The sequence below is a fragment of the Mycobacterium shottsii genome (assembly GCF_010728525.1).
GTDB classification, from domain to species: domain Bacteria; phylum Actinomycetota; class Actinomycetes; order Mycobacteriales; family Mycobacteriaceae; genus Mycobacterium; species Mycobacterium marinum.
In genome coordinates this window covers 4,564,497-4,590,241 of the sequence record NZ_AP022572.1, presented here as the reverse complement: position 1 = coordinate 4,590,241, position 25,745 = coordinate 4,564,497, and the positions used below count along the sequence as shown (strand labels likewise).

Here is a 25,745-nt window from a genome sequence, read left to right as displayed (position 1 = left end):
CTGTTTGGGTGATGCGGACGCATGCGATTTCTGATGATTTGTGGTCGCTGATCGTGGCGGTGTTGCCTGCGGGGCGGCGGCGTGGCCGGCCGTGGAACGATCATCGACGTACTCTGGAGGGCATTATCTGGCGTTACCGTACGGGATCTCCGTGGTGTGACCTGCCCGAGCACTTCGGTCCCTGGCAATCGGTGGCCGAGAGGCATCTACGCTGGTCGGTCGATGGCATCTACGCGCGGATCTTCGCGGCGATCGCCTCTGACCTCGACGCCGAGGACGCCGACCTGGGCGCACTGTTGTCGGTCGATTCGACCAGTGTGCGCGCCCACCGACACGCAGCCGGAGCGCGCTCCGGGCGCCGCACAGGGGGATCTGTCGAATTACAAGAAATATCTCGATGAGCCCGATGACCACGCCATTGGGCGTTCCCGCGGCGGGCTGACTACCAAGATCCACGCCTTGACCGACCAGCTGTGCAGTCCGGTCACCCTGGCACTGTCGGCCGGTCAAGCCGGTGATAATCCGATGCTTTGGCCATTGCTGGCCGCCCGGTGCAGCAACTCATACGCCCCGTTTCACCTGCTGGCGGACAAGGCGTACTCCCATGACTCGACGCGGGCACAGCTGCGCCGGCTCAAGATCGCCCATACCATCCCCGAGCGCAGCGACCAGATCACCCGCCGCAAAGCTAAAGGCCGCAACGGAGGACGGCCTCCGGGGTTCTCAGGCCGAATCTACAAGCACCGCAACACCGTCGAGCGAAGCTTCAACCGGCTTAAACACTGGCGCGCGGTCGCCACCTGCTACGACAAATACGCCCTGACCTACCTCGGCGGTGTCACCCTGGCCGCCATCATCACCTACCACCGCGTCCGCAATTAGCAGACAGGACCTAGCCGCCGAGGGGACGAACTTCAACGCCGTGGTGGACGATGTGCGACGCGAGATGACCGAACGCTACCTGCGGGATACCGACATGACACGGACTCATCTCGCCCGGCAACTGGGGTATGCCGAGCAGAGCGTGCTCTCCCGGGCGTGCCAGCGCTGGTTCGGCGCCACTCCGGCGGCACTGCGGGAAAAGTGGCGGCGGGCGCAATTGCCCCCGGCCTTCCCGGTCTTGAAATGACGGGCGCGTCCTTTGCTATCAACAAGATGTCCTCTGTTGTCAATACGTGATGCATCCGCGTTGGGCATGCTGAGGGTCAACACAGGCCTCTGAACGAACGACGACGAACGGAAACGCTATGAGCACCAACGAATTCGACCGTCCCGCGCCCTCGCTGTCCGGTCGCACGATCTTCATCACCGGAGCCAACGGCTTCATCGGCCGCGCCATGTCGGCCCGGTTTCGCGCCCTCGGCGCCGTGGTACGCGGTGTCGATCTGGCGGCCGATCCGGCAGGGGACGTGGTCGCCGGTGACATCACGCGTCCCGAGACCTGGGCGGCCGCGCCGACGGGGCTGGAGGGGGCGGACACCGTGATCCACACCGCCGCGCTGCTGGGGGCGGCGTTCCCGCTGAAACAGGCCTGGCACGTCAACGTCCTGGGCACCAGCCGGGTGCTGCGCGCGGCGATCGACGCCGGGGTCCGCCGGTTCGTGCACTTTTCCTCGGTGGCGGCCTACGGCTTCGAGTTCCCTGACGGTGTGGATGAGACCTACCCCGTGCATGTCAACGGCGACGTCTACACCGACACCAAGGTGAACTCCGAGGCGGTCGTGCTGGCCGCGCACGGCGCCGGCGAGATTGATGTCACCGTGATCCGGCTGGCGATGTCTGGGGTCCCGGCTCGGTGTGGGTCCGTTCGCCGATCGCCGAGATGCGCAAGAGGACTGGCTTTCCGCTGCCCAACGGCGGAAACGGCATCTTCTCCCCGGTGTACATCGACAACTTCGTCGACGGCATGGTGTTCGCCGTGTCATTCGATGATGCGGTGGGCCAGGTTTTCAACATCACCGACGGCAAAGGTGTGCGGTGCGCCGATTTCTTCGGCCGGATGGCGAGGATGAGTGACGGCACGATCCACACGCTGCCGATCCGGGTGGCCGCACCGGCCGCCGAACTCCTCGGCTCGCTGCTGCGCCGTTTGGGCCAGAAGACAGACCTGTCGGCCGGAACGATGTGGCTGCTCAATCGGCCCGGCACCTATTCGATCGAGAAGGCCCAGAAGATGCTGGGCTACCAACCGCGGGTTTCGATCGAGGAGGGGATGGCCCGCGTCCACGAGTGGGCACGGGCCGAACGTCTCATCTGAGCGCCGGCGCCAGCACCGCGCAACGGACCCCAATGCCTCCGATGGTCCCCGTGACAAGGCAATGCGGTGACTGACAGCACACTCGGGGTGGGTTTCGTTGTCGCTGGCGAGCCGGTTGTGGCAGTCTCTGGGGCGTGGACGAGCGACCTGGGACTCAGAGCGACAGCGCGTCGGCGGGAAAGACGGCGCCGCCTGTGCGGCCGCTCTCGTCAGACCAGCAGCCGGCGACCAAGGCAGACCTGTACGCCGCGGTCGATGCGATGCGCGCCGATATGCGTGAACTGCTAGAACAGGTCAGCACCCTGATCAAGGAAGCAAATCAGAAATAGTCCGCCCGGCTAGGGCGTGTCTGCTTAATGTGAATGGTGTTTTGGCTGATGCTGTTTGGGTGATGCGGACGCATGCGATTTCTGATGATTTGTGGTCGCTGATCGTGGCGGTGTTGCCTGCGGGGCGGCGGCGTGGCCGGCCGTGGAACGATCATCGACGTACTCTGGAGGGCATTATCTGGCGTTACCGTACGGGATCTCCGTGGTGTGACCTGCCCGAGCACTTCGGTCCCTGGCAATCGGTGGCCGAGAGGCATCTACGCTGGTCGGTCGATGGCATCTACGCGCGGATCTTCGCGGCGATCGCCTCTGACCTCGACGCCGAGGACGCCGACCTGGGCGCACTGTTGTCGGTCGATTCGACCAGTGTGCGCGCCCACCGACACGCAGCCGGAGCGCGCTCCGGGCGCCGCACAGGGGGATCTGTCGAATTACAAGAAATATCTCGATGAGCCCGATGACCACGCTATTGGGCGTTCCCGCGGCGGGCTGACTACCAAGATCCACGCCTTGACCGACCAGCTGTGCAGTCCGGTCACCCTGGCACTGTCGGCCGGTCAAGCCGGTGATAATCCGATGCTTTGGCCATTGCTGGCCGCCCGGTGCAGCAACTCATACGCCCCGTTTCACCTGCTGGCGGACAAGGCGTACTCCTATGACTCGACGCGGGCACAGCTGCGCCGGCTCAAGATCGCCCATACCATCCCCGAGCGCAGCGACCAGATCACCCGCCGCAAAGCTAAAGGCCGCAACAGAGGACGGCCTCCGGGGTTCTCAGGCCGAATCTACAAGCACCGCAACACCGTCGAGCGAAGCTTCAACCGGCTTAAACACTGGCGCGCGGTCGCCACCTGCTACGACGAATACGCCCTGACCTACCTCGGCGGTGTCACCCTGGCCGCCATCATCACCTACCACCGCGTCCGCAATTAGCAGACAGGACCTAGGCGGCATGATGAACGGGTGAGGCCGTTTCGCATCGATGTTCCCGACGACGTTATCGATGACCTGAAAGCCCGTCTGGCGCGCACCCGTTGGCCGGAGGCCGAGTGTGTCGACGATTGGAGCCAGGGCATCCCGCTGAGCTACACGCGGGACTTGGCCGCCTACTGGGCCAACGACTACGACTGGCGGGCGCGCGAGGCCGCGCTGAACCGCTTCGACCAGTTCATCACCGAAATCGACGGCCTGGATCTGCATTTCATCCATCAACGCTCCCCGCACCAGGACGCGTTTCCGCTGCTGATCACCCATGGCTGGCCCGGCTCCGTGGTGGAGTTCCACAAGGTGATCGAGCCGCTGACCAACCCCACCGCCCATGGCGGGCGCGCCGAAGACGCCTTCCACGTCGTCTGCCCGTCCCTTCCCGGATACGGATTTTCCGGCAAGCCGAGCAGCACGGGCTGGGGTGTGGACAGGATCGCGCGGGCCTGGGAAACGCTGATGCAGAACCTGGGCTATCAGCGATACGGCGCCCAAGGCGGCGACTGGGGGCCGCGGTCACCACCCAGATCGGCCGAAACGGCGGCCACTGTGTGGCCATTCATCTCAATATGCCGATCGCCATGCCCACGCGTGCGGCGCTGACCAACCCGACCGCGGCAGAGCAAGAGGTGCTGGCAGCGTTGGCGTACCACCGGAAATGGGGAACCGGCTACTTCAAACAACAGTCCACCCGACCCCAGACCGTGGGCTACGGCCTGACCGATTCCCCGGTGGGACAACTGGCTTGGATCGTGGAGAAGTTCTGGACATGGATGGACTGCGCGGGAAACCCGGAGAACATCCTCACCCGCGACGAGCTACTGGACAACGTCATGATGTATTGGGTAAACGCCGCCGCGGCGTCGTCAGCCCGCTTGTACTGGGAGAGTTTCAAGGTCTGGGGGCAGACCGAGCGGGTCGAACTGCCCACCGGCGTGGCGTCGTTTCCCAAGGAGGTGCTGCGCGCACCGCGCGCGTGGTGCGAACCGAACTACAACATCACCCACTGGACGACGATGCCGCGCGGTGGTCACTTCGCCGCGTTCGAACAGCCGGAATTGTTTGTCGGAGACGTCCGTGCGTTCTTCGCCACGGTGCGCTGACTCGACCGCGGCACAACCGGGCCGGCTGCTTGAAAAAGTTGTGCGCTAACCGGGCGGCCGGGCGCGGGGGCGTGGCACGCTAGGGGACATGCATCTGGTTGACGGTCAGCGGGATCCGGCCGCAAGCTTTCCCTTGGCCCAGGCCGTCGACGACCAAGCCGAACGCCGGCGGGCCAATCGTGCGGTCGCCGTCAGCGCGGCCGGGCTGGGGTTGACGGGTCTGATCGAACTGGCGATAGCGCTGGTGTCCGGCTCGGTGGCCTTGCTCGGCGACGCACTGCACAACCTGTCCGATGTTTCCACGAGTCTGGTTGTGTTCGTTGGGTTTCGGAGCTCGCGCAAGTCGGCGAGCGAGCGCTACCCGTACGGTTTGGAGCGGGCCGAGGATCTTGCCGGGATCGTTGTGGCGCTGGTGATCTGGGCCAGCGCCGCGGTTGCCGGGACCGAAAGCTTCGGCAAGTTGCTGCGGCACGGCTCAACCCAGCATGTGGGCTGGGGGATCGCCGCCGCGGCGGTTGGCATTGTCGGCAATCAGCTGGTGGCCCGTTACAAGCTCGTTGTCGGGCGCCGGATTCAGTCATCAACGATGATCGCCGATGCGAAGCATTCCTGGCTGGACGCGCTGTCCTCGGCGGGCGCGCTGCTGGGATTGTGCGGGGTCGCGATGGGGTGGGAATGGGCCGACGGGTTTGCCGGGATTGCGGTGACGGGATTCATCTGCCATGTGGGTTGGGAGGTGAGCTCCGAGATCGGGCATCGCCTGCTCGATGGGGTAGACCCGGGCGTGCTGGACACCGCCGAAGCGGTCGCCGCCGCCATACCGGGAGTTGTTCACGCGCACGCGCGGGCCCGCTGGACCGGACGCACGCTCCGTGTCGAGGTCGAGGGCTGGGTGGACCCCGCCATGTCGGTGGCCGACGCGGACGACATCGGCCGGCGGGTCGCCGACCAGCTTGGGCCCAGGTTGCCGCAGATGCGCAGTTTCAGCTGGGCCGCACGCTGTGTGCCGCTCGGTTAGCACCGCCGGTCGGCCTCGATCTAGACGACGCGCCACCCGCGGCGGGCGCGAAACCGCATATCCCACAGGTAAAGCTGATAGATCAAGATCCACGCCCGATGTGGGATGACCCGGTCGGCCAGCCGCAGGGCGGCCAACAGCCACTCGAATCGGCTCTGCTGGGATTGCGACCAGTCCAACCGCATCATCGCGCGAAACTCCGGCGCCAAGAACCCCGTCGTCGCGAACAGGTTGAACGGCCCCGCCAGCGCCCGCAGCGGCCACGGCAAAAACGCCATCGAAGCCACCCCTCGGAGGTGTTCGCGCACCGGTGGGTCGATGTGCAGCTCATCGAGTGAGCGCTTCCAGTACTCGTCGAAGGCGATCCGGTCCGGCGGCCACATGCGCTCCGGCACTTGAAGGGTGGTGCCCAGCCGTTTGGCGTCGAGGTAGACCGAGTCGGCGGCGCCGTCATCGAGCGGTCCGTGCAGGAATTCGTGTTGCTCGACGAAGTAGCGGTACAAGCAGGCGGCCACCCACAGCTGCAATTTGGGATCGAAGGCGTTGTAGGACACCGGACTCGACGAGGTGGACCGGACTTGCCGGTGTACCGAGTCCACCGCAGCGCGGATCAACGCGCGATCAGACTCCGACCCGATGGTGGCAACAGCCAGGTAGGTGCCGGTGGTGCGGGCGCGCTTGAACGGATGCTTGTAGACGTTGCCGCTGTCCACCGGACTCTCCAGTACGCCATATCCGACGCCGGGCAACGACAGCTGCATGATCACGTTGGCGGCGGGCAGCAACAGCGCGGCCGGGTTCAACAGGTCGGCGACCCGGGTCGCGGGACGCTTCATCGGGATTCCTGACCCATGATGATGAGTAGACCACGCGCCGGGGGTTGCCGTCATGGACTAGGTCCTGTCTGCTAATTGCGGACGCGGTGGTAGGTGATGATGGCGGCCAGGGTGGCACCGCCGAGGTAGGTCAGGGCGTATTTGTCGTAGCGGGTGGCGACCGCGCGCCAGTGTTTGAGCCGGTTGAAGCTTCGCTCGACGGTGTTGCGGTGCTTGTAGATTCGGCCTGAGAACCCCGGAGGCCGTCCTCTGTTGCGGCCTTTGGCTTTGCGGCGGGTGATCTGGTCGCTGCGCTCGGGGATGGTATGGGCGATCTTGAGCCGGCGCAGCTGTGCCCGCGTCGAGTCATGGGAGTACGCCTTGTCCGCCAGCAGGTGAAACGGGGCTTATGAGTTGCTGCGCCGGGCGGCCAGCAGTGGCCAAAGCATCGGATTATCACCGGCTTGACCGGCCGACAGTGCCAGGGTGACCAGACTGCACAGCTGGTCGGTCAAGGCGTGGATCTTGGTAGTCAGCCCGCCGCGGGAACGCCCAATGGCGTGGTCATCGGGCTCATCGAGATATTTCTTGTAATTCGACAGATCCCCCTGTGCGGCGCCCGGGGCGCGCTCCGGCTGCGTGTCGGTGGGCGCGCACACTGGTCGAATCGACCGACAACAGTGCGCCCAGGTCGGCGTCCTCGGCGTCGAGGTCAGAGGCGATCGCCGCGAAGATCCGCGCGTAGATGCCATCGACCGACCAGCGTAGATGCCTCTCGGCCACCGATTGCCAGGGACCGAAGTGCTCGGGCAGGTCACACCACGGAGATCACGTACGGTAACGCCAGATAATGCCCTCCAGAGTACGTCGATGATCGTTCCACGGCCGGCCACGCCGCCGCCCCGCAGGCAACACCGCCACGATCAGCGACCACAAATCATCAGAAATCGCATGCGTCCGCATCACCCAAACAGCATCAGCCAAAACACCATTCACATTAAGAAGACACGCCCTAGACGAACGCGCGGGCCCGGTGGCCACCGGACGGCCATGTGAGACGCTGCCTGAGTGGTTGCGTCGGCACGGCAGGCCCGGACGGTCGGTGTCCTGGTGGGCTATCTGGCCGACCTGGTGCTGGGCGACCCACAGCGAGGTCATCCGGTCGCGGTGTTCGGGCGGCTGGCCGCGGGGTTGGAGCGGGCCAGCTATCGCGATACCAGGGCGGCCGGCGCGGTGCACGTTGGCGTGCTGGTTGGCGGGGTGGGCCTGCTGGGTGCGGTCTTGGGGCGCCCGGCCGGCAGGCCGTGGTCGGTCGCGGCGACGGCGATGGCGACCTGGGTATCGCTGGGCGGAACCTCGCTGGTGCGCACTAGCCGGGAAATGGCCGAGCTGTTGGACCGCGGCGACCTCGATGCCGCCCGGCGGTTGCTGCCGTCGCTGTGTGGTCGCGATCCGGCTCAGCTGGACGTGCCGGATTTGACCCGCGCGGCCCTGGAATCGGTTGCCGAGAACACTTCCGACGCGCAGGTGGCGCCGCTGCTGTGGGCGGCGGTCGGCGGCGTGCCGGCGGTACTGGTATATCGCGCCGTCAACACCCTGGACGCGATGATCGGCTACCGCTCGCCGCGCTACCTGCGATTCGGTTGGGCAGCAGCGCGGCTGGATGATCTGGCCAACTACTTCGGGGCCCGCGTGACCGCGGGGCTGGTGGTGCTGTGCGCGCCGCTGGTCGGTGGGTCAGCGCTGGGCGCGGTGCGGGCCTGGCGCCGCGACGCGGCGCGGCACCCCAGCCCGAACGCCGGGGTGGTCGAGGCTGCTTTTGCCGGGGCGCTCCGGGTGCGTCTGGGCGGGCCCACCCGGTACCACTTTGAGCTGGAGATTCGCCCCACCCTCGGGGACGGCGGTCAACCCGCGGTCGATGATCTGCGCCGCGCCGTGACGTTGTCGCGGGCCGTGCAGGCCGCCGCGGCAGTGGGTGCCGGGGTCTTTGTCTACCGCCGGCGGCCGTAGCGGTCGGCGAGCTTTTGCTCGACGGTCATCGGTGTGTCCGCGGGCGGCGCATCCGCGCGGGCGCGTGTTTCGCGCCGGCGGGCCCGCAGTTCGGCGTAGGCGAAGTAGCCGAGTCCGATTGGCGCCAGAATGCCGAAGGCGATCCACTGGATGCCGTATGACAAGAACGGTCCGGAATCCAGATGCGGCAAGCCGATCAGACCGAGTCCGCCGGGTTGGTTTTCGACCAACTGCAGATAGGAGCCGGCCAACGGCACTCCGGTCAACGTGGAGATCTGCTTGGCGTTGATCGAGTACACCTGCTCGAAGCCGTCTCTGGAGAACGGTTCCTTGCCCGCGATGGTGGGCTCGAAGTCGCGCAGCCGTGCCGTGATGGTCAGGGTCTGGTCCGGGGCGCGGGGGATCGGCGGCACGTGCGAGCCCGGCTCGGGGCGGACGTACCCGCGGTCGACCAGGACGGTGGGTCCGCCGTCGACGGCGAACGGGGTCAGTACCTCAAACGCCTGGTCTCCGTCGACCACCCGCAGCCGGGCCAGCACCTGCACATCGGACAGATAGTGTCCGGTCGCCGTCACGCTGCGCCACTGCGCCTCGGGAGCTGACGAATCTTGCTGTGGCAGTAATTTTTTGACCGGAACCGCCGGCGAAGTCAGAGCATGGTTGATCTGGCGGTTCTCCCGCGACGTCTTGGTGTTCTTTCCCAGCTGCCACGGCGCGAGCACCGTGAAGCACAGGTAGGTGAACGCGATGACCACCAGGGCCAGCGCTATCCACCCGGGCCGCAGCAGAAACGCCAGGCGTCGCATCACACCTTGCCGTCCTGCGCAAACTGTTCGTCCACCCAATCGTGCAAACCGGGCAGGGCGGCCTCGATGACGATGAAGACCTGCTCGAAGTCGTCATGGCCCCCGTAGTAGGGGTCCTCGACATCGAGAACGTAGGCCCCCGAGCGTGGGTCGAACGAACGCAACATCCGCAGCCTGCTCTCCTCCACGCCGAGCTGACGCAACTGCCGGGCGTGGTTGCGCCCCAGCGCGATGACCAGATCCGCCTCCAGGTGGTCCGTGCTGACCTGGGCGGCGCAGTGATCGGTGGGGTAGCCGTGGGAGTGCAGCACCTGTCTTGCCCGTTCGTCGGCCCGATTGCCGACGTGCCAGTTGCCGGTGCCGGCGCTGGTCACCCGCACCGCCTCGCCCAGCCCGCGTTCCCGCAGCTGGTGGGCGAACATCTTCTCGGCCATCGGCGAGCGACAGATGTTGCCGGTACACACGAAAGTGACGTGCAGCGTTGAGTCAGACACCTAACGCCTCCCGCAATTCGTCGACCGTGCCGGCATGCAGGGCGGCGCCGCTGTGGGTACCGGCGGCGAAGTCGGCCTTTCCGTAACCCCAGCCAACCACGACCGTGTCGATGCCATGGGCGGCCGCGCCCTCCACATCGTGGCTGCGGTCACCGACCATGAGCACCCGTTCGGGCAGCGGGTGCAGCTGGGCCAGCGCATGGGCGAGCACCTCGGTCTTGCTGCGGCGTGCGCCGTCGCCGGTCGCGCCGGCGATCACCTCGAAATGCGCGTCGAGCCCGAAATGGGCGAGTACCCGCCGCGCCGTTGGCTCTAGCTTGCAGGTGGCCACCGCCAGCCGAACCCCGGCGGCACGCAGGTCGGCCAGCAACGGCGCGATCCCGTCGAACAGGGTGTTCATCGCCCAACCACGGGCACCGTATTCGGCCCGGAAGGCGGCGATCGCGTCCTCGACGCGGTCGCCGAGCTCCATGGCGTGAAAGGTGTCGTCCATCGGCGGGCCGACGATCTGGGCGACCAGGTCGCCGTCGGGAACGGCGGCACCGATGTGGTTGAGTGCGTGGCGGAAGCTGGCCACAATCCCGTGGGCCGAGTCGGTCAGGGTGCCGTCGAGATCGAAGATCACCAGCTGCGGCGTCCCCTCCGGGCAGCCGGTGTCCTGCGGTGTGGCGCCGGGGTCAGCCGGTGAATCGGCTGCAATCGAACCTGTCACCACTCCATTGTCGTTGATGCGGCGGTCGGCGGGGTCGGCAGGAGCTGGCGGGACCGGCTTGAGCAGCCGAGTTCGGTCGGACCCGGCCGGTGCCCGGGACTCGCGGCCGCGCGGGTAGCCGTGTGCCAGGCAGGGGCGTAGTGCTCCGGATGCCTGGTTCTGTCACCGGCGCACTAGTGTTTTCTAGGTGGTGAGTCTGGACACGAGCCCGCTGGCGGCGGCGCGTTATCACGGGGATCAGGCCGCCACGCCCGGCATGCTGGATTTCGCCGTGAATGTCCGCCACCCGCACCCGCCGCACTGGCTGGTCGAACTGCTGGCGCAACAGCTGACCACGCTGGCACGCTATCCCAGCATCGAGGACACCCAGCGCGCGCAGGGTGCGGCGGCGCTGCGTCACCGCCGAACCCGCGCGGAGGTGCTGCCGCTGGCCGGGGCCGCCGAGGGTTTTGCGCTGTTGAGCAACCTGCGTCCGGCTCGGGCAGCAATTATCGCGCCGTCATTCACCGAGCCGGCCGCGGCCCTGAGCGCCGCGGGGATCCCGGTGCACCATGTGGTGCTGGCGCCGCCGTTCCGTCTGGATGAAGCCGCGGTCCCCGACGATGCCGACCTGGTCGTCGTCGGCAATCCGACCAACCCGACCTCGGTGTTGCACAGCCGCGAGCAGCTGCTGGCATTGCGCAGGCCGGACCGGATCCTGGTGGTCGACGAGGCGTTCGCGGACGCCGTTCCCGGCGAGCCGGAGTCGCTGGCCGGTGACTGCCTGCCCGACGTGCTGGTGCTGCGCAGCCTGACCAAGACGTGGTCACTGGCAGGTCTGCGGGTGGGGTACGCCCTTGGCGCGCCGGACCTGCTGGACCGGCTGACCCGGATGCGGGCCCACTGGCCGGTGGGCACCCTGCCGTTGACGGCCATCGCGGCCTGCTGCACGCCCGAAGCGGTGGCCGAATCCGCCGCCGATGCTCGACGGCTGCTGGCATCGCGGGCCGAGATGGTCAGCGGCCTTGCTTCGGTTGGTGCCAGCGTGGTCGACGGCTGCGCACCGTTTGTCTTGTTCGGCGTCCCCGAGGCCGATGAGGTGCGCAAACGGCTGCATCAGCGCGGAATCGCGATCCGTCGCTGCGACACCTTCGTCGGCTTGGACGACGGGTATTTGCGGGCGGCGGTGCGGCCCGAATGGCCGCAGCTGGTCGATGCCATCGCCGAAGCCAGGCAGGCCGGCCGCAGCGGGAGGCGACGATGAGCGTTCGGCTCGCTGACGTCATCGAAGTGCTCGACGGCGCATATCCGCCGCGCCTTGCCGAGTCCTGGGACTCGGTCGGCCTGGTGTGTGGAGATCCCGGGGAACCGGTGGAATCGGTGACGGTCGCGGTGGACGCCACGCCGGCGGTTGTCGATGAGGTTCCGGAGCGCGGGTTGCTGCTGGCCCATCACCCGTTGCTGTTGCGCGGGGTCGATACGGTGGCCGCCAATACCGCCAAGGGTGCGCTAATCCACCGTTTGATCCGGACGGGTCGCTCGCTGTTCACCGCGCACACCAACGCCGACTCGGCATCGCCGGGGGTGTCCGACGCGCTGGCCCAAGCGCTGGGACTGACCGTCGAATCCGTGCTCGCCCGGTCGCCAAGCGTGGCCGAGCTGGACAAGTGGGTCATCTATGTGCCGCGCGAGCACGCAGAACCCGTGCAGGCGGCGATCTATGACGCTGGCGCCGGACATATCGGTGACTACTCGCATTGCAGCTGGAGCGTTACGGGCATCGGGCAGTTCCTCCCGCTGGACGGCGCGTCACCGGCGATCGGCAGCGTCGGCATCGTCGAACGAGTCACCGAGGACCGGGTCGAGGTCATCGCACCCGCGCGCGCCCGTGCCGCCGTGCTGTCGGCCATGCGAGCCGCGCACCCGTACGAAGAGCCGGCATTCGACATTCTTGCGCTGGTGCCACCACCGGCCGATGTCGGGTTGGGGCGCATCGGCACGCTGGACCGGCCGCAAACCTTGCGCGACTTCGTCTCTCGCGTCGGCGCCGCGCTACCGCAGACGTCCTGGGGAGTGCGCGCGGCGGGGGACCCCGAGATGCTGGTGACGCGGGTGGCGGTGTGCGGTGGCGCCGGCGATTCACTACTGTCCGCGGCGGCCGCGGCGGACGTCCAGGCCTACCTCACCGCAGATCTGCGCCATCATCCTGCTGACGAACATCGCCGCGCCTCCGCGGTCGCGTTGATCGACGTCGCGCATTGGGCAAGCGAGTTCCCTTGGTGCGGCCAGGCGGCCGAGGTGCTGCGGTCCCATTTCGGTGAGGCGCTGCCGGTGCGGGTATGTCCGTTGCGTACCGACCCGTGGAACGTTGCAGCAAGCCGCGAGAACGACAGCTGAGAATAGGACCGGGAGATCAGACATGAAGGCCGAAGCGGCACAGCAGCGTTCGCTATTGGAGTTGGCGAAGCTCGATGCTGAGCTGTCACGGATCGCCCATCGGTCCACCCATCTGCCCGAGGGGTCCGCTTTCGAGCAGGTTCGGGTTCAGCACGAGGCGGTCGGTGACCGACTCGCTGCGGTGCGAATCGGGTTGGAGGACTTGGACGCCCAGGTTTCACGCCTGGAAGACGAGATCGACGCGGTACGTAAGCGCGAAGACCGGGACCGGTCATTGCTCACCTCGGGGGCTGTGGATGCCAAGCAATTGGCTGACCTGCAGCACGAGCTGGAGACCCTGGAACGCCGCCAGGCCAGTCTGGAAGATTCGCTGTTGGAGGTGATGGAGCGCCGCGAGGAGTTGCAGGCGCAACAGAACACTGAGATTGCGGCGCTCGAAGTCCTGCAAGCCGAACTGACCGCTGCCCAGCAGTCCGTCGATGCCGCCATGGCCGAACTCGACCAATCCCGTCAAGAACATTCATCGCGACGCGACACGCTGGCCGCATCGTTGAATCCCGATCTTGCCGCGCTCTACGAACGGCTGCGGGCTGGCGGCGGGCCAGGCGCGGGGCAGTTGCAGGGCCACCGTTGCGGTGCCTGCCGTATTGAGATCGGCCGCAGCGAATTGGCTCGTATCTCGGCGGCCGCCGAGGACGAGGTGCTTCGGTGTCCGGAATGCGCCGCGATCCTCTTACGGATCAAGGGACCCGAGCTGTGAAAGTCATCATCGAAGCTGATGGTGGATCGCGTGGTAACCCGGGGCCGGCCGGATACGGCGCAGTGGTGTGGACCGCGGACCGCTCGACCGTGTTGGCGGAGAGCAAACAGGCGATCGGCCGCGCCACCAACAACGTCGCTGAATACCGCGGTCTGATAGCCGGTTTGGACGACGCCGTCAAGCTGGGTGCCACCGAAGTGTCGGTCCTGATGGATTCCAAACTGGTGGTCGAGCAGATGTGCGGGCGCTGGAAGGTCAAGCACCCGGACCTGGTGGAACTGCATGGGCAGGCGCGCGAGCTGGCAGGGCAATTCCGCCGGATCAGCTACGCCTGGATTCCGCGGGCCCGCAATGCGCATGCCGACCGGCTGGCCAACGAAGCGATGGACGCAGCGGTTCGCACCAATCGGCGTGGCGAACCCGGTACCGTGGCGGTGGCCGCCGTCGCCGACCCCGCCAACACGGCGCCTGTGCAAACCCCGGCAGCTCCCGGATGGACCGGTAGACGCGATACGGCCACCAGGCTGCTGCTGCTGCGACATGGTCAGACCGAACTGTCGGTGCAACGCCGCTATTCCGGGCGCGGCAACCCGGCGCTCAACGAAGTCGGTTGGCGCCAAGCCGGTTTGGCCGCCCGCTACATCGCGCAACGCGGCGGAATTGCTGCGGTGGTGTCCTCGCCTCTGCAGCGTGCCTACGATACGGCGACGACGGCGGCCCGAGCCCTCGGGCTGGACGTGACGGTGGACGAAGACCTGGTCGAAACGGACTTCGGGGTCTGGGAAGGCATGACTTTCGCGGAGGCCGCCAACCGCGACCCCGACCTGCACCATCGTTGGCTCAACGACACCAGCATCACGCCGCCGGGCGGTGAGAGCTTCGATGAAGTGCTGCGGCGGGTTCGGCGCGGACGCGACCGGATGATCTCCCGGTATGAAGGCACGACCGTGCTGGTGGTCTCACACGTCACGCCCATCAAGATGTTGCTGCGACTCGCGCTCGATGTGGGCTCCGAGGTCCTCTACCGGCTGCATCTTGATCTGGCGTCGCTGAGCATCGCCGAGTTCTATGCCGACGGCGCGTCGTCGGTGCGGCTGGTCAACCAGACCGGCTACCTGTAGCAGCGCCGCCGTCAACGATCGGGCCAGCGGCTCGGTTCGACGGCGTCTGTTGGCCGCGATTTTGCGTAGCGGGTAGCGTATCTTCCGCGGACGAGTTGGCTGGGCGGCCGCGGCTCGCGTTGGGCTCGTTTTGTCATGAGGTCAGCGTCGAGTCGAGGAAAGTCCGGACTTCACAGAGCAGGGTGATTGCTAACAGCAATCCGAGGTGACTCGCGGGAAAGTGCCACAGAAAACAGACCGCCACTCTCGCGGTGGTAAGGGTGAAACGGTGCGGTAAGAGCGCACCAGCACCCCGGGTGACCGGGGTGGCTAGGCAAACCCCACCCGAAGCAAGGTCAAGAAGGCCGTACCGTAGGTGCGGCCGCGCAGGCGTTTGAGGGCTGCTCGCCCGAGTCTGCGGGTAGGCCGCTCGAGGTACCCGGCGACGGTGTGCCCAGATGGATGGTCGCCGCCGCGCCGCCGCTGGTTCAGCCGCGGCGGTGTGGAACAGAATCCGGCTTACAGGCCAACTCGTCCGCCTTACGTCTACGACCTGCATATTCAGCTAGCCGGAGCCGCTTGCGTCCGCAGCAGATCCGAGCACCGAATCAATTGCGTCCCGCGTCCGGTTGTCGGAATCGGGCCACAGGTGGCTGTAGGCGGGACTGTGGGACGGAGTTTGCTGATCCGGCGATGTGCACCGCTGGCCGCCAAGAAGGTCAGCCGCGACGACGGGCGCCGGTGCCTTTGGTGGCAAACTTCGGTGGGTTGCCTTTCGCTAGTTTGCCGTTGGTTAATTAGCCTCACGAGTTAGTGACTTAGGTCCTTAAGAGCATGGGGCTTCTGTCACCGGACCGTAGATTTGCTGCGATGATCGGAATGGGCGGGCGTAGCGTCTCGGAAAAGTCGGAAAAGGCCGAAAATTGTTTCCTTCGGACTTGGACCGTCCGGTCGTGATGGGGATTGACGAGTGTCAACTTTTGTTTATGCCGCACCCGAGGAGTTAGCTGCAGCGTCTTCCAGCTTGAGCAGCCTGGGGTCGTCGATCAGGGAGGCGCATGCGGCGTCGGCGGGCTTGACGACATCGATTGCGGCGGCGGCTGAGGATGAAGTGTCGGCGGCGGTCGCAAAGTTGTTTGGTGGTTACGCCCAGCAGTTTCAGGCGCTGGGCGCGCAGGCGTCGCTGTTTCATGACCAGTTCGTGCAGGCGCTGAATGGCGGTGGGTTCTTGTATGCGGCCACCGAGGCCGCCAGCGCGTCGCCGCTGCAAGCGGCAGCCGCTGCGGCCGTGGGGGTGCAAGACGCCATCAATGCGCCGTTCCTGCAGTTCACCGGGCGCCCGTTGGTTGGGCCGGGTACCGATGGGGCGCCGGGCACCGGGCAGGCCGGTGGGCCCGGTGGATGGTTGTGGGGCGATGGCGGCGATGGCGGATCGGGCACGCCGGGTACGGCCACCAGCCCGGCCGGTGGCGCGGGCGGGGCCGGTGGGTCGGCGTTCCTGTTCGGCTCCGGCGGTCACGGCGGATCCGGCGGGACCGCCTATGCGGGCAGCGGCGCGGTCGGCGGGACCGGAGGCAACGGTGGTGCCGGTGGGCTGATCTTCGGCGGCGGCGGGGCCGGCGGTGTCGGCGGGCTGGGTGCTGCCGGTTCAGCCACCGCGGCGCCCGGCATGGGTGGTCACGGCGGGGCCGGCGGGCAGGGCGGCCTCGGCTATGACGCAGCCGCCGACCCGATGGCCGCAGCCGGCGCGTCCGGCGGCCACGGCGGCCCCGGCGGGGTCGGTGGCGTCGGTGGCCGCGCGGTCGGGCTGTTCGGGAGCGGCGGGGGCGGCGGTGCCGGCGGGGACAGCGGCGTGGGTGGCACCGACGGTGCCGGCGGCGACGGCGGCCAGGGCGGCAGCGGCGGGGCTGTCGGCACCGGTGCGACTGCCGGCGCCGGCGGGGCCGGTGGCGCGGGCGCGGCGGCCACCAGCGGCGGGCCGGGCTACGGCGGTGGCGGCGGCGGCGGCGCCAGGGTGCTACCCACCAGCGGCGGCATTACCAGCGGTACCGCCACCGGTGGTGAGGGCGGCGTCGGCGGCGCCGGTACCACCGTGGCCGCCGGCGGGGTTGGCGGCCACGGAGGCAACGCCACCCTCGCCGCCAGCGATGCCGGCAGCTCCGCCGACGGTACCGCTACCGGCGGGGCCGGTGGGGCCGGCGGCACCAACCACGCCAGCGGCGGCCGCGGAGGCGACGCCACCATTAGCACCAGCGGGGCGGCACCATCACCGGCGGCACGGCGACCGGCGGCGTCGGGGGTGCGGGCACCACCGGCGGCAGCGGCGGCGGCGGCGGTAGCGGCGCCCTATTTGCCAACGGTGCCGGCAGCTCCGCCAGCGGCAGCGCCATCGGTGGCTTCGGGGGCGCGGGCACCACCGCCGGCCTCGGCGGCGTTGGCGGCTACGCCCAGGTCAGTGCTTCTAACGGCGGCACCGCCACGGGCACGGTCAGCGGCGGCTACGGGGTGCGGGCACCACCGGCGGCCACGGCGGCGGCGGCAACGCCTTCCTTCGGGCTAACGGCGCGGGCAGCTCCGCCAGCGGCATCTCCATCGGCGGCGCCGGGGGCGCGGGCACCGCCGGCGGCTACGGCGGCAGCGGAAACTACGCCTCGATCAGAGGTTATAGCGGCGCCACCCTCACTGACGGCACGGCCACCGGCGGCGGCGGTGGCGCTGGCATCGGCGGCCGCGGCGGCTCCGGAGGCAGCGCCAACCTCTTCGCCAACGGGGCGGCCAGCTCCGTCGCCACTGGCTACGCGACCGGCGGGGTCGGCGGGGCAGGAAGCGGCGGCGGCATCGGCGGCGCCGGAAACCAAGCCCGAATCAACGCCGTCGGGGGCGGCACCGTCACTAGCAGCGCCACCAACGGCGGGGCCGGCGGTGACGGCATCACCGACGGCATCGGCGGCAACGGCGGGGGATCCACCTTCACCGCAAACACCGGCGGCACCATCGACACCAGCACCGGCACCGGCCGCAACGGCGGTAGCGGCACCGGCCTGGGCAATACCGGCGGCAACGGCGGGGCCGCCGACCTCACAGCTCCCCCCGACTGGATGGGAGTGGACCTTTTCGGTACGCCCGGCGCGAATGTGCCGTGACAGTTCACCGCTGATCGAAACGCCACCACGGCCTCGTCGAGATGGCTGGGAGAGAACAAACCTCACACGACCGTCAGCCCGGCCGGAATCCTCTCCGGGTCGCGCCAGAAGGCGTCGTGGGTGAAGCGGTTGAACAGATCCGGCGGTAGCAACGTGTCGCGCGCTTCGGCCGTGACCGTGGGGCGCACGGTGTGCAACCCCGGTGTCCCGGCGCGCTCGTCGAACTCGGTGACGTCGTACTCGACATGGCCGAAATCGTGCTCAAACACCGGCTCACCCAGAAACGAGTAGATGGCCTGCATCGCCTTGGCCGGGTCGGTGCTCAGGGTTTCTTACTGCAGCAACAGAAGTCGATCTCGTTGCGCGCCGTAGCACGCCTGCCGCAGGGCATCGTAGGGACCGCCGACCATGCCGTCGGGCGCCACCACACTTGTGGCGCGGCTAAACACCGTGCCGCCGGCGCTGTAGTTGAAAATCGACGACGGGCTAAAGACGTTGTGTTGAATCAACCGCTCGATGCTGTCCACCACCCACTGCAGTTCAAGCACGCAGGCAATCACTTTCGCATCGGGAAACAGTCGCGCAATCGCGGGCATCCACGCACACCAGCCGCGGTTGGTGTCAAAGGTCACCTCGGCGGTGCAGTCCGCATAGAAGTCGTTGAACAACCCGCGCAGGATGCGCTCGCGCTTGGCGTCATCGATGAACACCGAAAACTCGTTGCGCCCACTCATTTCGTCGAGCAGGGCGCCGAACAGGCCGGCCAGCGGACCCGACATTCCGGCCTGGAACCGCGGGTTTTGCCGCAGCAACGCGGCCAGCAACGTCGAACCCGACCGCGGCAGACCGGAGATGAAATGAATGGCTTTCACGGCACATCCCCGACTTGGCTTCCGCACCATGACCTGCTCTGCGGACGTCTACCTCGTGTGATGCCGTCATGCTAACCGATCGCAAATTCCTTTTGTCGGATGATCGCGCATGAACGCGGCCGCCCGCCATGAGCCAGGCTCATCAAGATCGGTCTGGGGGAACACGGGGGCTGGGCCGGCGGAGGTTCTGGCTTCGGCGGGTGATGTTACGCCGTCGCGGTGATGGTTGCGGTGGTGCTGGCCGCGGATTCAGAACCCGTGCCGCACGATTCAGTACCGCACCGACGTAATCCCCATCGCGCAGCCCGGCTTCGCCGGTCGCGCTGCCCATCCGTACCGGCAGCTCCAGCGCCCGCTGGGCAGCCACCGCCGACGTGATCGAGACGCCGGGATTATCGGCCGACTCTGCGACAGCCGCGCGCTGGCGCTGATCCGCGGCGGTGCCACACCCGGCAGCTTCACCGTGACGCGGCCATCTGTGTGCCCGCCTGATAACCAACGTGTTGGGCCTGCTCGCACTACTGGCCTTCGCTTTGTTCGTCGGAGCCCTGATGCTGCGCGTGGGATGGCGTTTGACTTGCCCACCCGCACTCAGCGTCGGGTCTTGCGTACCGACTTGTCGAGCCGGTGCAGGGCGGCGTCGAGCCGCTGCCGGCAACCCTCGGCCAGATCGCTCTCCCGCTGATACAGCAGGCCGTAGGTAAAGGTGTCCTGGCCCGCGGCGTGCGCCGCATCGGTCTCGTGGAGCAGGTGCTCTCGGCTGACCACGCTGTCCTGGTGATCGCCGAGCAGCGTCTGGATGGCCTTGGCCTGGCTGGAGACCTGGATGGCTCCGGTGGCCGCGGCGGTGTAGCGCAGCCTCTTGGCGCGCTTGCGGATTCGGTGCAGCGCCTCGTTGGGGCCGAGGTGGGCACCCGCGTCCACGGCGGCAGACTCGACCGGCGAACTTGGCGCCTTGGCGGCCGCCTTGGCGAGTTTGGCGGCCTTGCGGACCCGTCGGTAAGCCGCCTCGATACTCGGGGGTGGGGCCGGCTCAGCCCCCGCGGCGGCGGTGTCGGCCGGATACGCGGCCGCGATGGCGTCGAGGGCATCGAGCAGGCGGAAGTAGCGCTTGGACCGCATGGCCACCAGCGACCGCCGCAGCCCGGCGTGGTAGCGGCGCCGGGCCCCGTCGACCAGACGCTCGTAGACGGGTCCGCGCACCAGCGTCGGGTCTAGCCTCTCCAGGGCGTGCTGGTAGCGCTGGCCAAGCACCTCGGCATCACGGGTCACCCCCAGCACGGCGGCGAGTTCGCGCAGCTCGTCGAGAACCCACGCCTTGTCGGCCAATCCGAACGAATCCTGCGAATCCGCGAGCAGGCTGCGAATTTTGCGGGTGGTCACCCGCATCTGATGGACGGAATCGTCGACGTCGGCGCGCACGGCGCGATCCCACACCAGCAGCTCCGCAACGTAGCGGGCCACCGCGCGGTGCACCGGATCCGCCGGTTCGGGCCGGCCCGCCGACGGCGAGGTCGAGCCCAGCACCCGAGCCAGCTTGGAGCCGTGCCCAGCCGGTGCCGCTCCGGTGTCAAGCAGCCGGTTGCTCAGCCGGTCCAGCAGTTCGCGACTGGCGCTCTGGCTCGGATCCGAAAGCTCGAGTTCCCACTCGCGCCACTGTTGTTGCGCCGGTTCGGCATCCGGACCGGCACCAGCCGGCCAGGCGGTGACGTGGTCATCGCAGAACTCCGCGAGCGGTGCGCCGTCAACGCCGTACAAGAACTGGCTCGCGCGCTGTGTGCTGATGCGCGCGACCGGCTGCAGCGGGCGATCACGCACGATCGCCAACACCACATCGAGCAGCTCCGCCGGAACGCAGTGTTGGGTCGGCGCCCCCAAGGACTCGGATGCGTCCGGCTCCGTGATCGGCGCATGCAGCTCGGTGCGGGCGTCACGACCGGCCGGCAGCTTGAGATGCCAGCCGGCGTCGGCGCCACCGGTGCGCCGCCGCAGGGTGATCCGATTGCTCGCGAGGTCTTGGTCTGCGGTGTCGAAATACACCGCATCCAGCGCCTGGACCGGCTTCCTTTCCACACGAGCCACCGCCGCAATGCCTTCGAACGAGGGCGATACCGTCGACTCGACGACGTCGAACTTGCGCTCGACCTCCAAGTGACGCGCCGTCTTCGGCGCCTTTACAGGCATTTTCGCCTCCGGTCAGGCCACAGATCCGCGGACATGAAATCGTGGATAGGCATCATAGAGTGCCATATCGAGGTGACGCGTGAGCCTCAAGGTTCGGTTGCCGACGCCACACACCATTCGGTTCCTGCACCGGCCCGAAAGCACCTATCGTGTGCGATGCGGGCCGTCCCGGCGGCCTTCCGATACTTGATCAAGGAGTCGTTCATGGTGTTGTTCGGTGCTGCCAGATCGCGCCTGGTTGCCGGTGGGATCGTTGCCGGCGCGATGTTCCTGGGCGCAGCCGGCTTCGCGTCCGCGGTCGCCGGGGCAGATCCGGATGATCCCGCTCCCGCTCCCGCACCGGCACCGCCGAACTGCACGGCGGCGGACCTGGCCGGGGTTTCTGCCGGGGTTGCCGCAGCGACTTCGGTGTACCTGTTCAGCCATCCGGAGGTCAACGACTACTTCACCGGTCTGCGAGGTCAGCCTCGCGACGACATCCGTGACCAACTGCAGCAGTGCATGGACGCCAACCCCGGCGTACACGCCGAGCTACAGGGCATTCGCCAGCCGCTGACCGACTTTCGGGATCGGTGTCAGCAGTAGGGGAGAATCAGAAGCAGTGCTCCTCGGCGGGAAATACGCCGCCGGCCACGTCTTGCGCGTATTGCACCGCGGCGCGGCGTAATTCGCCGCCGACATCCGCGTAGCGCTTGACGAATCGGGGGGCCTTGCCGCTGCTGAGGCCGGCCATGTCCTGCCAAACCAGGACCTGGCCGTCGCAGCTCGGGCCGGCGCCGATCCCGATGGTCGGGATGGTGAGCTTGCCGGTGATCTGGGTGGCCAATTCCGCGGGCACCATTTCCATCACCACCGAGAATGCCCCGGCTTCGGCGACGGCGATCGCGTCGGCGATCGTTTGTTCCGCGGCGTCACCGCGGCCCTGCACCCGGAACCCGCCCAAGGTGTTCACGCTCTGTGGGGTGAAGCCGATGTGGGCCATCACCGGGATGCCCGCCACGGTCAGGCACGCGATCTGCTCGGCCACCCGCTCGCCGCCCTCGAGCTTGACGGCATGGGCACCGGCTTCCTTCATGAATCGGGTGGCCGCCGGCAGCGCGGCCGAAGGTCCGGACTCGTAGCTGCCGAACGGCAGGTCGGCGACGACCAACGCGTGCGGGGCGCCGCGCACCACACCGCGCACGAGGGGAATCAGCTCATCAATCGAGATCGGCATCGTGGTGTCGTAGCCGTACACGACGTTGGCGGCGGAGTCGCCGACCAATAGAACCGGGATGCCTGCGTCGTCGAAGGCCCGCGCGGTCGAGTAGTCATAGACCGTGAGCATGGCCCACTTGTGGCCTTCGGCTTTCCATTTCTGCAGGTGGTGGGCTCGCACCTTGGTCCGCGGCGCGCTGGCCGCGGAAGGCGACGACTCACCGGCGGGCACCGGCGAGTTAGCGCCATAGACATTTTGCTCAGACTGCTCAGAGATCTGCTCAGACATCATTGTCCCTAGCTGTTGGTCGGGTAGATCCTCGTGGCCCTCAGCACAAGCTGATATCCGGGTCCCCGGGTTCATCTGACCTGGCTAGTCTGCCATTTCTTACGCACGGATGCACTGTGAGCCCGCGCACGGCCTACCATCGGCGGAATGCAGCGGCTTAGTGGCCTCGACGCCAGCTTCTTGTACCTGGAAACCTCGAATCAGCCGATGCACGTCTGCTCGATCATGGAGCTGGACACGTCGACGATGCCCGGCGGCTACACGTTCGACCGGCTGCAGGACGCGTTGGCACTGCGGATCAAGGCGATGCCGGAATTCCGCGAAAAGCTGGCCAACAGCGCACTGAACCTCGATCACCCGGTGTGGGTGGACGACGAGGACTTCCAGCTGCATCGGCATCTGCACCGCATCGGCCTGCCCCCACCGGGGGGCCGGGCCGAGCTCTCCCAAATCTGCGGTCACATCGCCTCACTGCCGTTGGACCGCAGCCGCCCGCTCTGGGAGATGTGGGTGATCGAAGGAGTGGCGGGCACCGACTGCCACCGCGACGGGCGCCTGGCGGTCCTGACCAAGGTGCACCATGCCGCGGTCGACGGCGTGACCGGTGCCAACCTGATGTCGCAGCTGTGCACCACCGAAGCCGACGCTCCCGCCCCGGATCCGGTCGACGGGGTCGGCGGTGCCACCGATTGGCAGATCGCCGCCGGGGGCCTGCTCAGGTTCGCCACCCGGCCGTTGCAGCTGGCCAATGTGGTGCCCGAAACGGTGTCCTCGGTAGTGTCCACCCTGCTGCGGGCGCGCGAAGGCCTGACCATGGCGCGCCCATTCACCGCGCCGCGCACGGTGTTCAACGCCCGCGTCAGCGGCCGGCGCGCCGTTGCCTACGCGGAGCTGGATCTCGAGGACATCAAGGCGGTGAAGAATCACTTCGGCGTCAAGGTCAACGACGTGGTGATGGGGCTGGTCTCCGGCGTGCTGCGCAATTACCTGGCGGACCGGGACGCACTGCCCACGTCGTCGTTGGTGGCGTCGGTACCGGTGTCGGTGCACGGCAAGTCCGACCGTCCCGGCCGTAACCAGGTATCGGCCATATTTTCCAGCCTGCACACCGAGATCGCCGATCCGGCCGAGCGGCTGAACGCCATCGCGCACGGCAATACGGTTGCCAAGGGCCACAGTTCGGCGATCGGCGCCACGCTGCTTCAGGACTGGTCGCAATTTGCCGCGCCGGCGGTCTTCGGCGCCGCCATGCGTGTCTATGCAAGCAGCCGGCTGACCGAAAGCCTGCCCGTGCACAACCTGTTGGTCTCCAATGTGCCGGGCCCGCAGCTGCCCCTGTACATGCTGGGATGTGAGGTCAAGGCGATGTACCCGCTGGGGCCCATCTTCCACGGTTCGGGCCTCAACGTCACGGTGATGTCGCTGAACGGCAAACTCGACGTCGGGCTGGTGGCCTGCCCGGAGCTGCTTCCGGATTTGTGGCAAATGGCCGACGAATTCGCCACCGTAATGGAAGAACTGCTGGCCGAGACCGGATGACGGGCGCGGTGACGGTGGTTAACCAGCATTTACCGTGTTCTCTGGCACCATAGGTTGCCATGTTCCTGTCTCGCCGCGACAAGCTCGCGCGAATGCTGCTGATATGGACCGCGATCGCCAGCGTGGCGCTCGTCCTGACCGGCTGCATCCGCGTCGTTGGCGGGCACGCCCGCATGGCCGAGCCGAAGCTCGGCCAGCCGATCCAGTGGTCACCGTGCCGCAGCTCCAATCCGAACGTGAAGATTCCCGGCGGAGCGCTGTGCGGCAAACTCGCCGTGCCGGTCGACTACCGGCAACCCCGCGGCGATGTCGCGGCGCTGGCGTTGATTCGCTTTCCGGCCACGGGCGACAAAATCGGTTCCTTGGTGATCAACCCCGGCGGGCCCGGTGAATCCGGCATCGAGGCAGCGCTCGGCGTCTTCCAGACGTTGCCCAAGCGCGTCCACGAGCGCTTCGACCTGGTTGGATTCGACCCACGCGGAGTGGCGTCCTCGCGTCCCGCGTTGTGGTGCAACTCCGACGCGAACAACGACCGGTTGCGCGCGGAGCCGCAGGTCGACTACAGCGAGGCCGGCGTCGCGCGGATGGAGGAGGAAACCAAGCAGTTCGTTGCCCGCTGCGTCGGCAAGATGGGCAAGAACTTCCTGGAAAACGTCGGCACGGTCAACGTGGCACGGGACCTCGATGCCATCCGCGCGGCGCTTGGCGATGACAAGCTGACCTACCTCGGCTACTCCTACGGCACCCGGATCGGTTCGGCATATGCCGAGGCCTACCCGCAGCGGGTGCGGGCGATGATCCTCGACGGTGCGGTCGACCCGAATGCCGATCCCATTGAGGCGGACCTGCGGCAGGCCAAGGGGTTTCAGGAAGCGTTCAACGACTATGCCGCCGACTGCGCCGAGAATGACAGCTGCCCATTGGGTACCGACCCGGCCAAGGCCGTCGCCGTCTACCACAGCCTGGTCGACAAGCTCGTCGACCCGAACAATCTGCAGGTGAGCAGGCCGGCTCGGAGCAAGGACCCGCGCGGGCTCAGCTACAGCGACGCCATCGTGGGCACCATCATGGCGCTGTATTCGCCCAACCTGTGGCAGCACCTGACCGACGGTCTCACCGAGCTGACCGACGATCGTGGTGACACCCTGCTGGCCCTGGCCGACATGTACATGCGTCGCGACTCGCACGGCCACTACACCAACGCCACCGACGCGCGTGTCGCGATCAACTGTGTTGACCAGCCACCCATCACCGATCGCGCCAAGATCGTGGACGAAGACCGCCGCTCGCGCGAGATCGCGCCGTTCATGAGCTACGGGAAGTTCACCGGCCACGCCCCCCTTGGCACCTGCGCGTTCTGGCCGGTCCCTCCGACCAGCAAGCCCCACGCGGTGTCGGTGCCGGGCTTGGTGCCGACCGTGATCGTGTCCACCACCCACGACCCGGCGACGCCGTACAAGGCCGGGGTGGATCTGGCGAACCAGCTGCATGGTTCGTTGCTCACTTTCGCCGGAACCCAGCATACGGTGGTGTTCCAGGGCGACAGCTGCATCGACGACTACGTCACGGCTTATCTGATCGGCGGCACCACGCCACCGCGCGGCGCGAAGTGCTAGGCGTGCGATGACACCGAGTAACCAGCTCCGCGCCGAACGCCGCGGTTAGGGACTATTGGCCCTAGGGCGGTGCAGCGGCGGCCCGGAATACTTGGGCGGCTTGTCCAAAGCTATTCGGTCACCGTTGCCTTTGGAGCTGAT

General features: G+C 67.4%; 20 protein-coding genes, 1 other RNA gene and 6 pseudogenes. 17 read left to right on the top strand and 10 right to left on the bottom strand.

The features are described 5' to 3' along the window. The first annotated feature begins 8 nt into the window (after window positions 1-8). From G6N41_RS21175 to G6N41_RS21145, 7 genes and pseudogenes are all read left to right on the top strand, one after another. Window positions 9-882, top strand: a pseudogene (locus tag G6N41_RS21175) (IS5 family transposase). A gap of 10 nt (window positions 883-892) precedes the next feature. Then, window positions 893-1,129 (top strand): annotated as a pseudogene (locus G6N41_RS21170) (helix-turn-helix domain-containing protein); the annotation flags it as partial. Window positions 1,130-1,247: 118 nt separating this feature from the next. After that, window positions 1,248-2,257 (top strand): annotated as a pseudogene (locus G6N41_RS21165) (NAD-dependent epimerase/dehydratase family protein). Between the two features lie 134 nt (window positions 2,258-2,391). Further along, entirely contained in the window at window positions 2,392-2,586 is a 195-nt protein-coding gene (locus G6N41_RS21160) for a hypothetical protein (protein ID WP_198965578.1), read from the top strand. A 59-nt stretch (window positions 2,587-2,645) separates the two neighbouring features. Next, window positions 2,646-3,519: pseudogene (locus G6N41_RS21155) on the top strand (IS5 family transposase). A gap of 30 nt (window positions 3,520-3,549) precedes the next feature. Then, window positions 3,550-4,673: pseudogene (locus tag G6N41_RS21150) on the top strand (epoxide hydrolase family protein). Between the two features lie 88 nt (window positions 4,674-4,761). Then, window positions 4,762-5,691: a cation diffusion facilitator family transporter gene (locus tag G6N41_RS21145; protein WP_198965577.1), complete on the top strand. Its 930-nt coding sequence runs from the start codon at window positions 4,762-4,764 to the stop codon at window positions 5,689-5,691. Window positions 5,692-5,711: 20 nt separating this feature from the next. On the opposite strand, the gene G6N41_RS21140 is transcribed toward G6N41_RS21145, so the two are convergent. Further along, the gene (locus G6N41_RS21140) at window positions 5,712-6,527 is read right to left on the bottom strand and encodes an oxygenase MpaB family protein (RefSeq protein ID WP_020730639.1); all 816 of its coding nucleotides are present in this window, start codon (window positions 6,525-6,527) and stop codon (window positions 5,712-5,714) included. Between the two features lie 71 nt (window positions 6,528-6,598). Then, a pseudogene (locus G6N41_RS21135) lies at window positions 6,599-7,472 on the bottom strand (IS5 family transposase). A 102-nt stretch (window positions 7,473-7,574) separates the two neighbouring features. Between G6N41_RS21135 and G6N41_RS21130 the strand changes: the two are divergent. Then, window positions 7,575-8,516: a cobalamin biosynthesis protein gene (locus G6N41_RS21130; RefSeq protein WP_198965576.1), complete on the top strand. Its 942-nt coding sequence runs from the start codon at window positions 7,575-7,577 to the stop codon at window positions 8,514-8,516. Here the strand turns inward: G6N41_RS21130 and G6N41_RS21125 are convergent. From G6N41_RS21125 to G6N41_RS21115, 3 genes are read right to left on the bottom strand one after another with little or no spacing between them, the layout of a single operon-like run. Continuing rightward, window positions 8,498-9,322, bottom strand: coding sequence for an SURF1 family cytochrome oxidase biogenesis protein (locus G6N41_RS21125; protein ID WP_198967955.1), 825 nt, complete (start codon window positions 9,320-9,322; stop codon window positions 8,498-8,500). The two genes, G6N41_RS21130 and G6N41_RS21125, sit on opposite strands and share 19 nt — an antisense overlap. Continuing rightward, the gene (locus tag G6N41_RS21120; protein ID WP_198965575.1) at window positions 9,322-9,816 is read right to left on the bottom strand and encodes a low molecular weight protein-tyrosine-phosphatase; all 495 of its coding nucleotides are present in this window, start codon (window positions 9,814-9,816) and stop codon (window positions 9,322-9,324) included. The genes G6N41_RS21125 and G6N41_RS21120 overlap by 1 nt, the downstream gene beginning before the upstream one ends. Further along, complete coding sequence (locus tag G6N41_RS21115) at window positions 9,809-10,528, bottom strand: HAD-IA family hydrolase (protein WP_166435761.1); 720 nt, start codon at window positions 10,526-10,528, stop codon at window positions 9,809-9,811. Before G6N41_RS21115 ends, G6N41_RS21120 begins: the two co-directional genes overlap by 8 nt. 187 nt (window positions 10,529-10,715) lie before the next feature. On the opposite strand from G6N41_RS21115, the gene cobC reads away from it, so the two are divergent. From cobC to G6N41_RS29815, 6 genes are all read left to right on the top strand, one after another. Next, on the top strand, window positions 10,716-11,771 hold the full coding sequence (gene cobC / locus G6N41_RS21110; RefSeq protein ID WP_198965574.1) for an Rv2231c family pyridoxal phosphate-dependent protein CobC: 1,056 nt from the start codon (window positions 10,716-10,718) through the stop codon (window positions 11,769-11,771). After that, on the top strand, window positions 11,768-12,904 hold the full coding sequence (locus G6N41_RS21105) for a Nif3-like dinuclear metal center hexameric protein (protein ID WP_198965573.1): 1,137 nt from the start codon (window positions 11,768-11,770) through the stop codon (window positions 12,902-12,904). The genes cobC and G6N41_RS21105 overlap by 4 nt, the downstream gene beginning before the upstream one ends. A 22-nt stretch (window positions 12,905-12,926) precedes the next feature. Next, window positions 12,927-13,664, top strand: coding sequence for a zinc ribbon domain-containing protein (locus G6N41_RS21100; RefSeq protein WP_020730645.1), 738 nt, complete (start codon window positions 12,927-12,929; stop codon window positions 13,662-13,664). Then, the gene (locus G6N41_RS21095; protein ID WP_020730646.1) at window positions 13,661-14,785 is read left to right on the top strand and encodes a bifunctional RNase H/acid phosphatase; all 1,125 of its coding nucleotides are present in this window, start codon (window positions 13,661-13,663) and stop codon (window positions 14,783-14,785) included. The genes G6N41_RS21100 and G6N41_RS21095 overlap by 4 nt, the downstream gene beginning before the upstream one ends. A 91-nt stretch (window positions 14,786-14,876) precedes the next feature. Then, window positions 14,877-15,302: RNase P RNA component class A (rnpB, locus tag G6N41_RS21090), an RNA gene on the top strand. Window positions 15,303-15,788: 486 nt separating this feature from the next. Then, complete coding sequence (locus G6N41_RS29815) at window positions 15,789-17,324, top strand: PE family protein (RefSeq protein ID WP_321573796.1); 1,536 nt, start codon at window positions 15,789-15,791, stop codon at window positions 17,322-17,324. Here G6N41_RS29815 and G6N41_RS21080 read toward each other — a convergent pair. From G6N41_RS21080 to G6N41_RS21070, 4 genes are all read right to left on the bottom strand, one after another. Further along, window positions 17,263-17,973: a hypothetical protein gene (locus G6N41_RS21080; RefSeq protein WP_198965571.1), complete on the bottom strand. Its 711-nt coding sequence runs from the start codon at window positions 17,971-17,973 to the stop codon at window positions 17,263-17,265. The genes G6N41_RS29815 and G6N41_RS21080 overlap by 62 nt on opposite strands. Further along, entirely contained in the window at window positions 17,970-18,209 is a 240-nt protein-coding gene (locus G6N41_RS29005) for a hypothetical protein (RefSeq protein ID WP_231608631.1), read from the bottom strand. The genes G6N41_RS21080 and G6N41_RS29005 overlap by 4 nt, the downstream gene beginning before the upstream one ends. Window positions 18,210-18,239: 30 nt before the next feature. Then, complete coding sequence (locus G6N41_RS29000) at window positions 18,240-18,809, bottom strand: sulfotransferase (protein ID WP_259593180.1); 570 nt, start codon at window positions 18,807-18,809, stop codon at window positions 18,240-18,242. Between the two features lie 561 nt (window positions 18,810-19,370). Continuing rightward, window positions 19,371-20,963, bottom strand: coding sequence for a CYTH and CHAD domain-containing protein (locus tag G6N41_RS21070; RefSeq protein ID WP_198965570.1), 1,593 nt, complete (start codon window positions 20,961-20,963; stop codon window positions 19,371-19,373). Window positions 20,964-21,119: 156 nt separating this feature from the next. On the opposite strand from G6N41_RS21070, the gene G6N41_RS21065 reads away from it, so the two are divergent. After that, window positions 21,120-21,548, top strand: a complete 429-nt coding sequence (locus G6N41_RS21065) for a heme-binding protein (RefSeq protein WP_198965569.1) — start codon at window positions 21,120-21,122, stop codon at window positions 21,546-21,548. Window positions 21,549-21,555: 7 nt separating this feature from the next. Here the strand turns inward: G6N41_RS21065 and panB are convergent, their stop codons facing one another. Next, window positions 21,556-22,449, bottom strand: coding sequence for a 3-methyl-2-oxobutanoate hydroxymethyltransferase (panB, locus tag G6N41_RS21060; protein WP_231608629.1), 894 nt, complete (start codon window positions 22,447-22,449; stop codon window positions 21,556-21,558). Window positions 22,450-22,596: 147 nt separating this feature from the next. Between panB and G6N41_RS21055 the strand changes: the two genes are divergently transcribed. Together G6N41_RS21055 and G6N41_RS21050 are read left to right on the top strand one after the other, a co-directional pair. Continuing rightward, the gene (locus tag G6N41_RS21055) at window positions 22,597-23,988 is read left to right on the top strand and encodes a WS/DGAT/MGAT family O-acyltransferase (protein WP_198965568.1); all 1,392 of its coding nucleotides are present in this window, start codon (window positions 22,597-22,599) and stop codon (window positions 23,986-23,988) included. A gap of 59 nt (window positions 23,989-24,047) precedes the next feature. Next, on the top strand, window positions 24,048-25,604 hold the full coding sequence (locus G6N41_RS21050; protein WP_198965567.1) for an alpha/beta hydrolase: 1,557 nt from the start codon (window positions 24,048-24,050) through the stop codon (window positions 25,602-25,604). The last annotated feature ends 141 nt before the right edge of the window (window positions 25,605-25,745 follow it).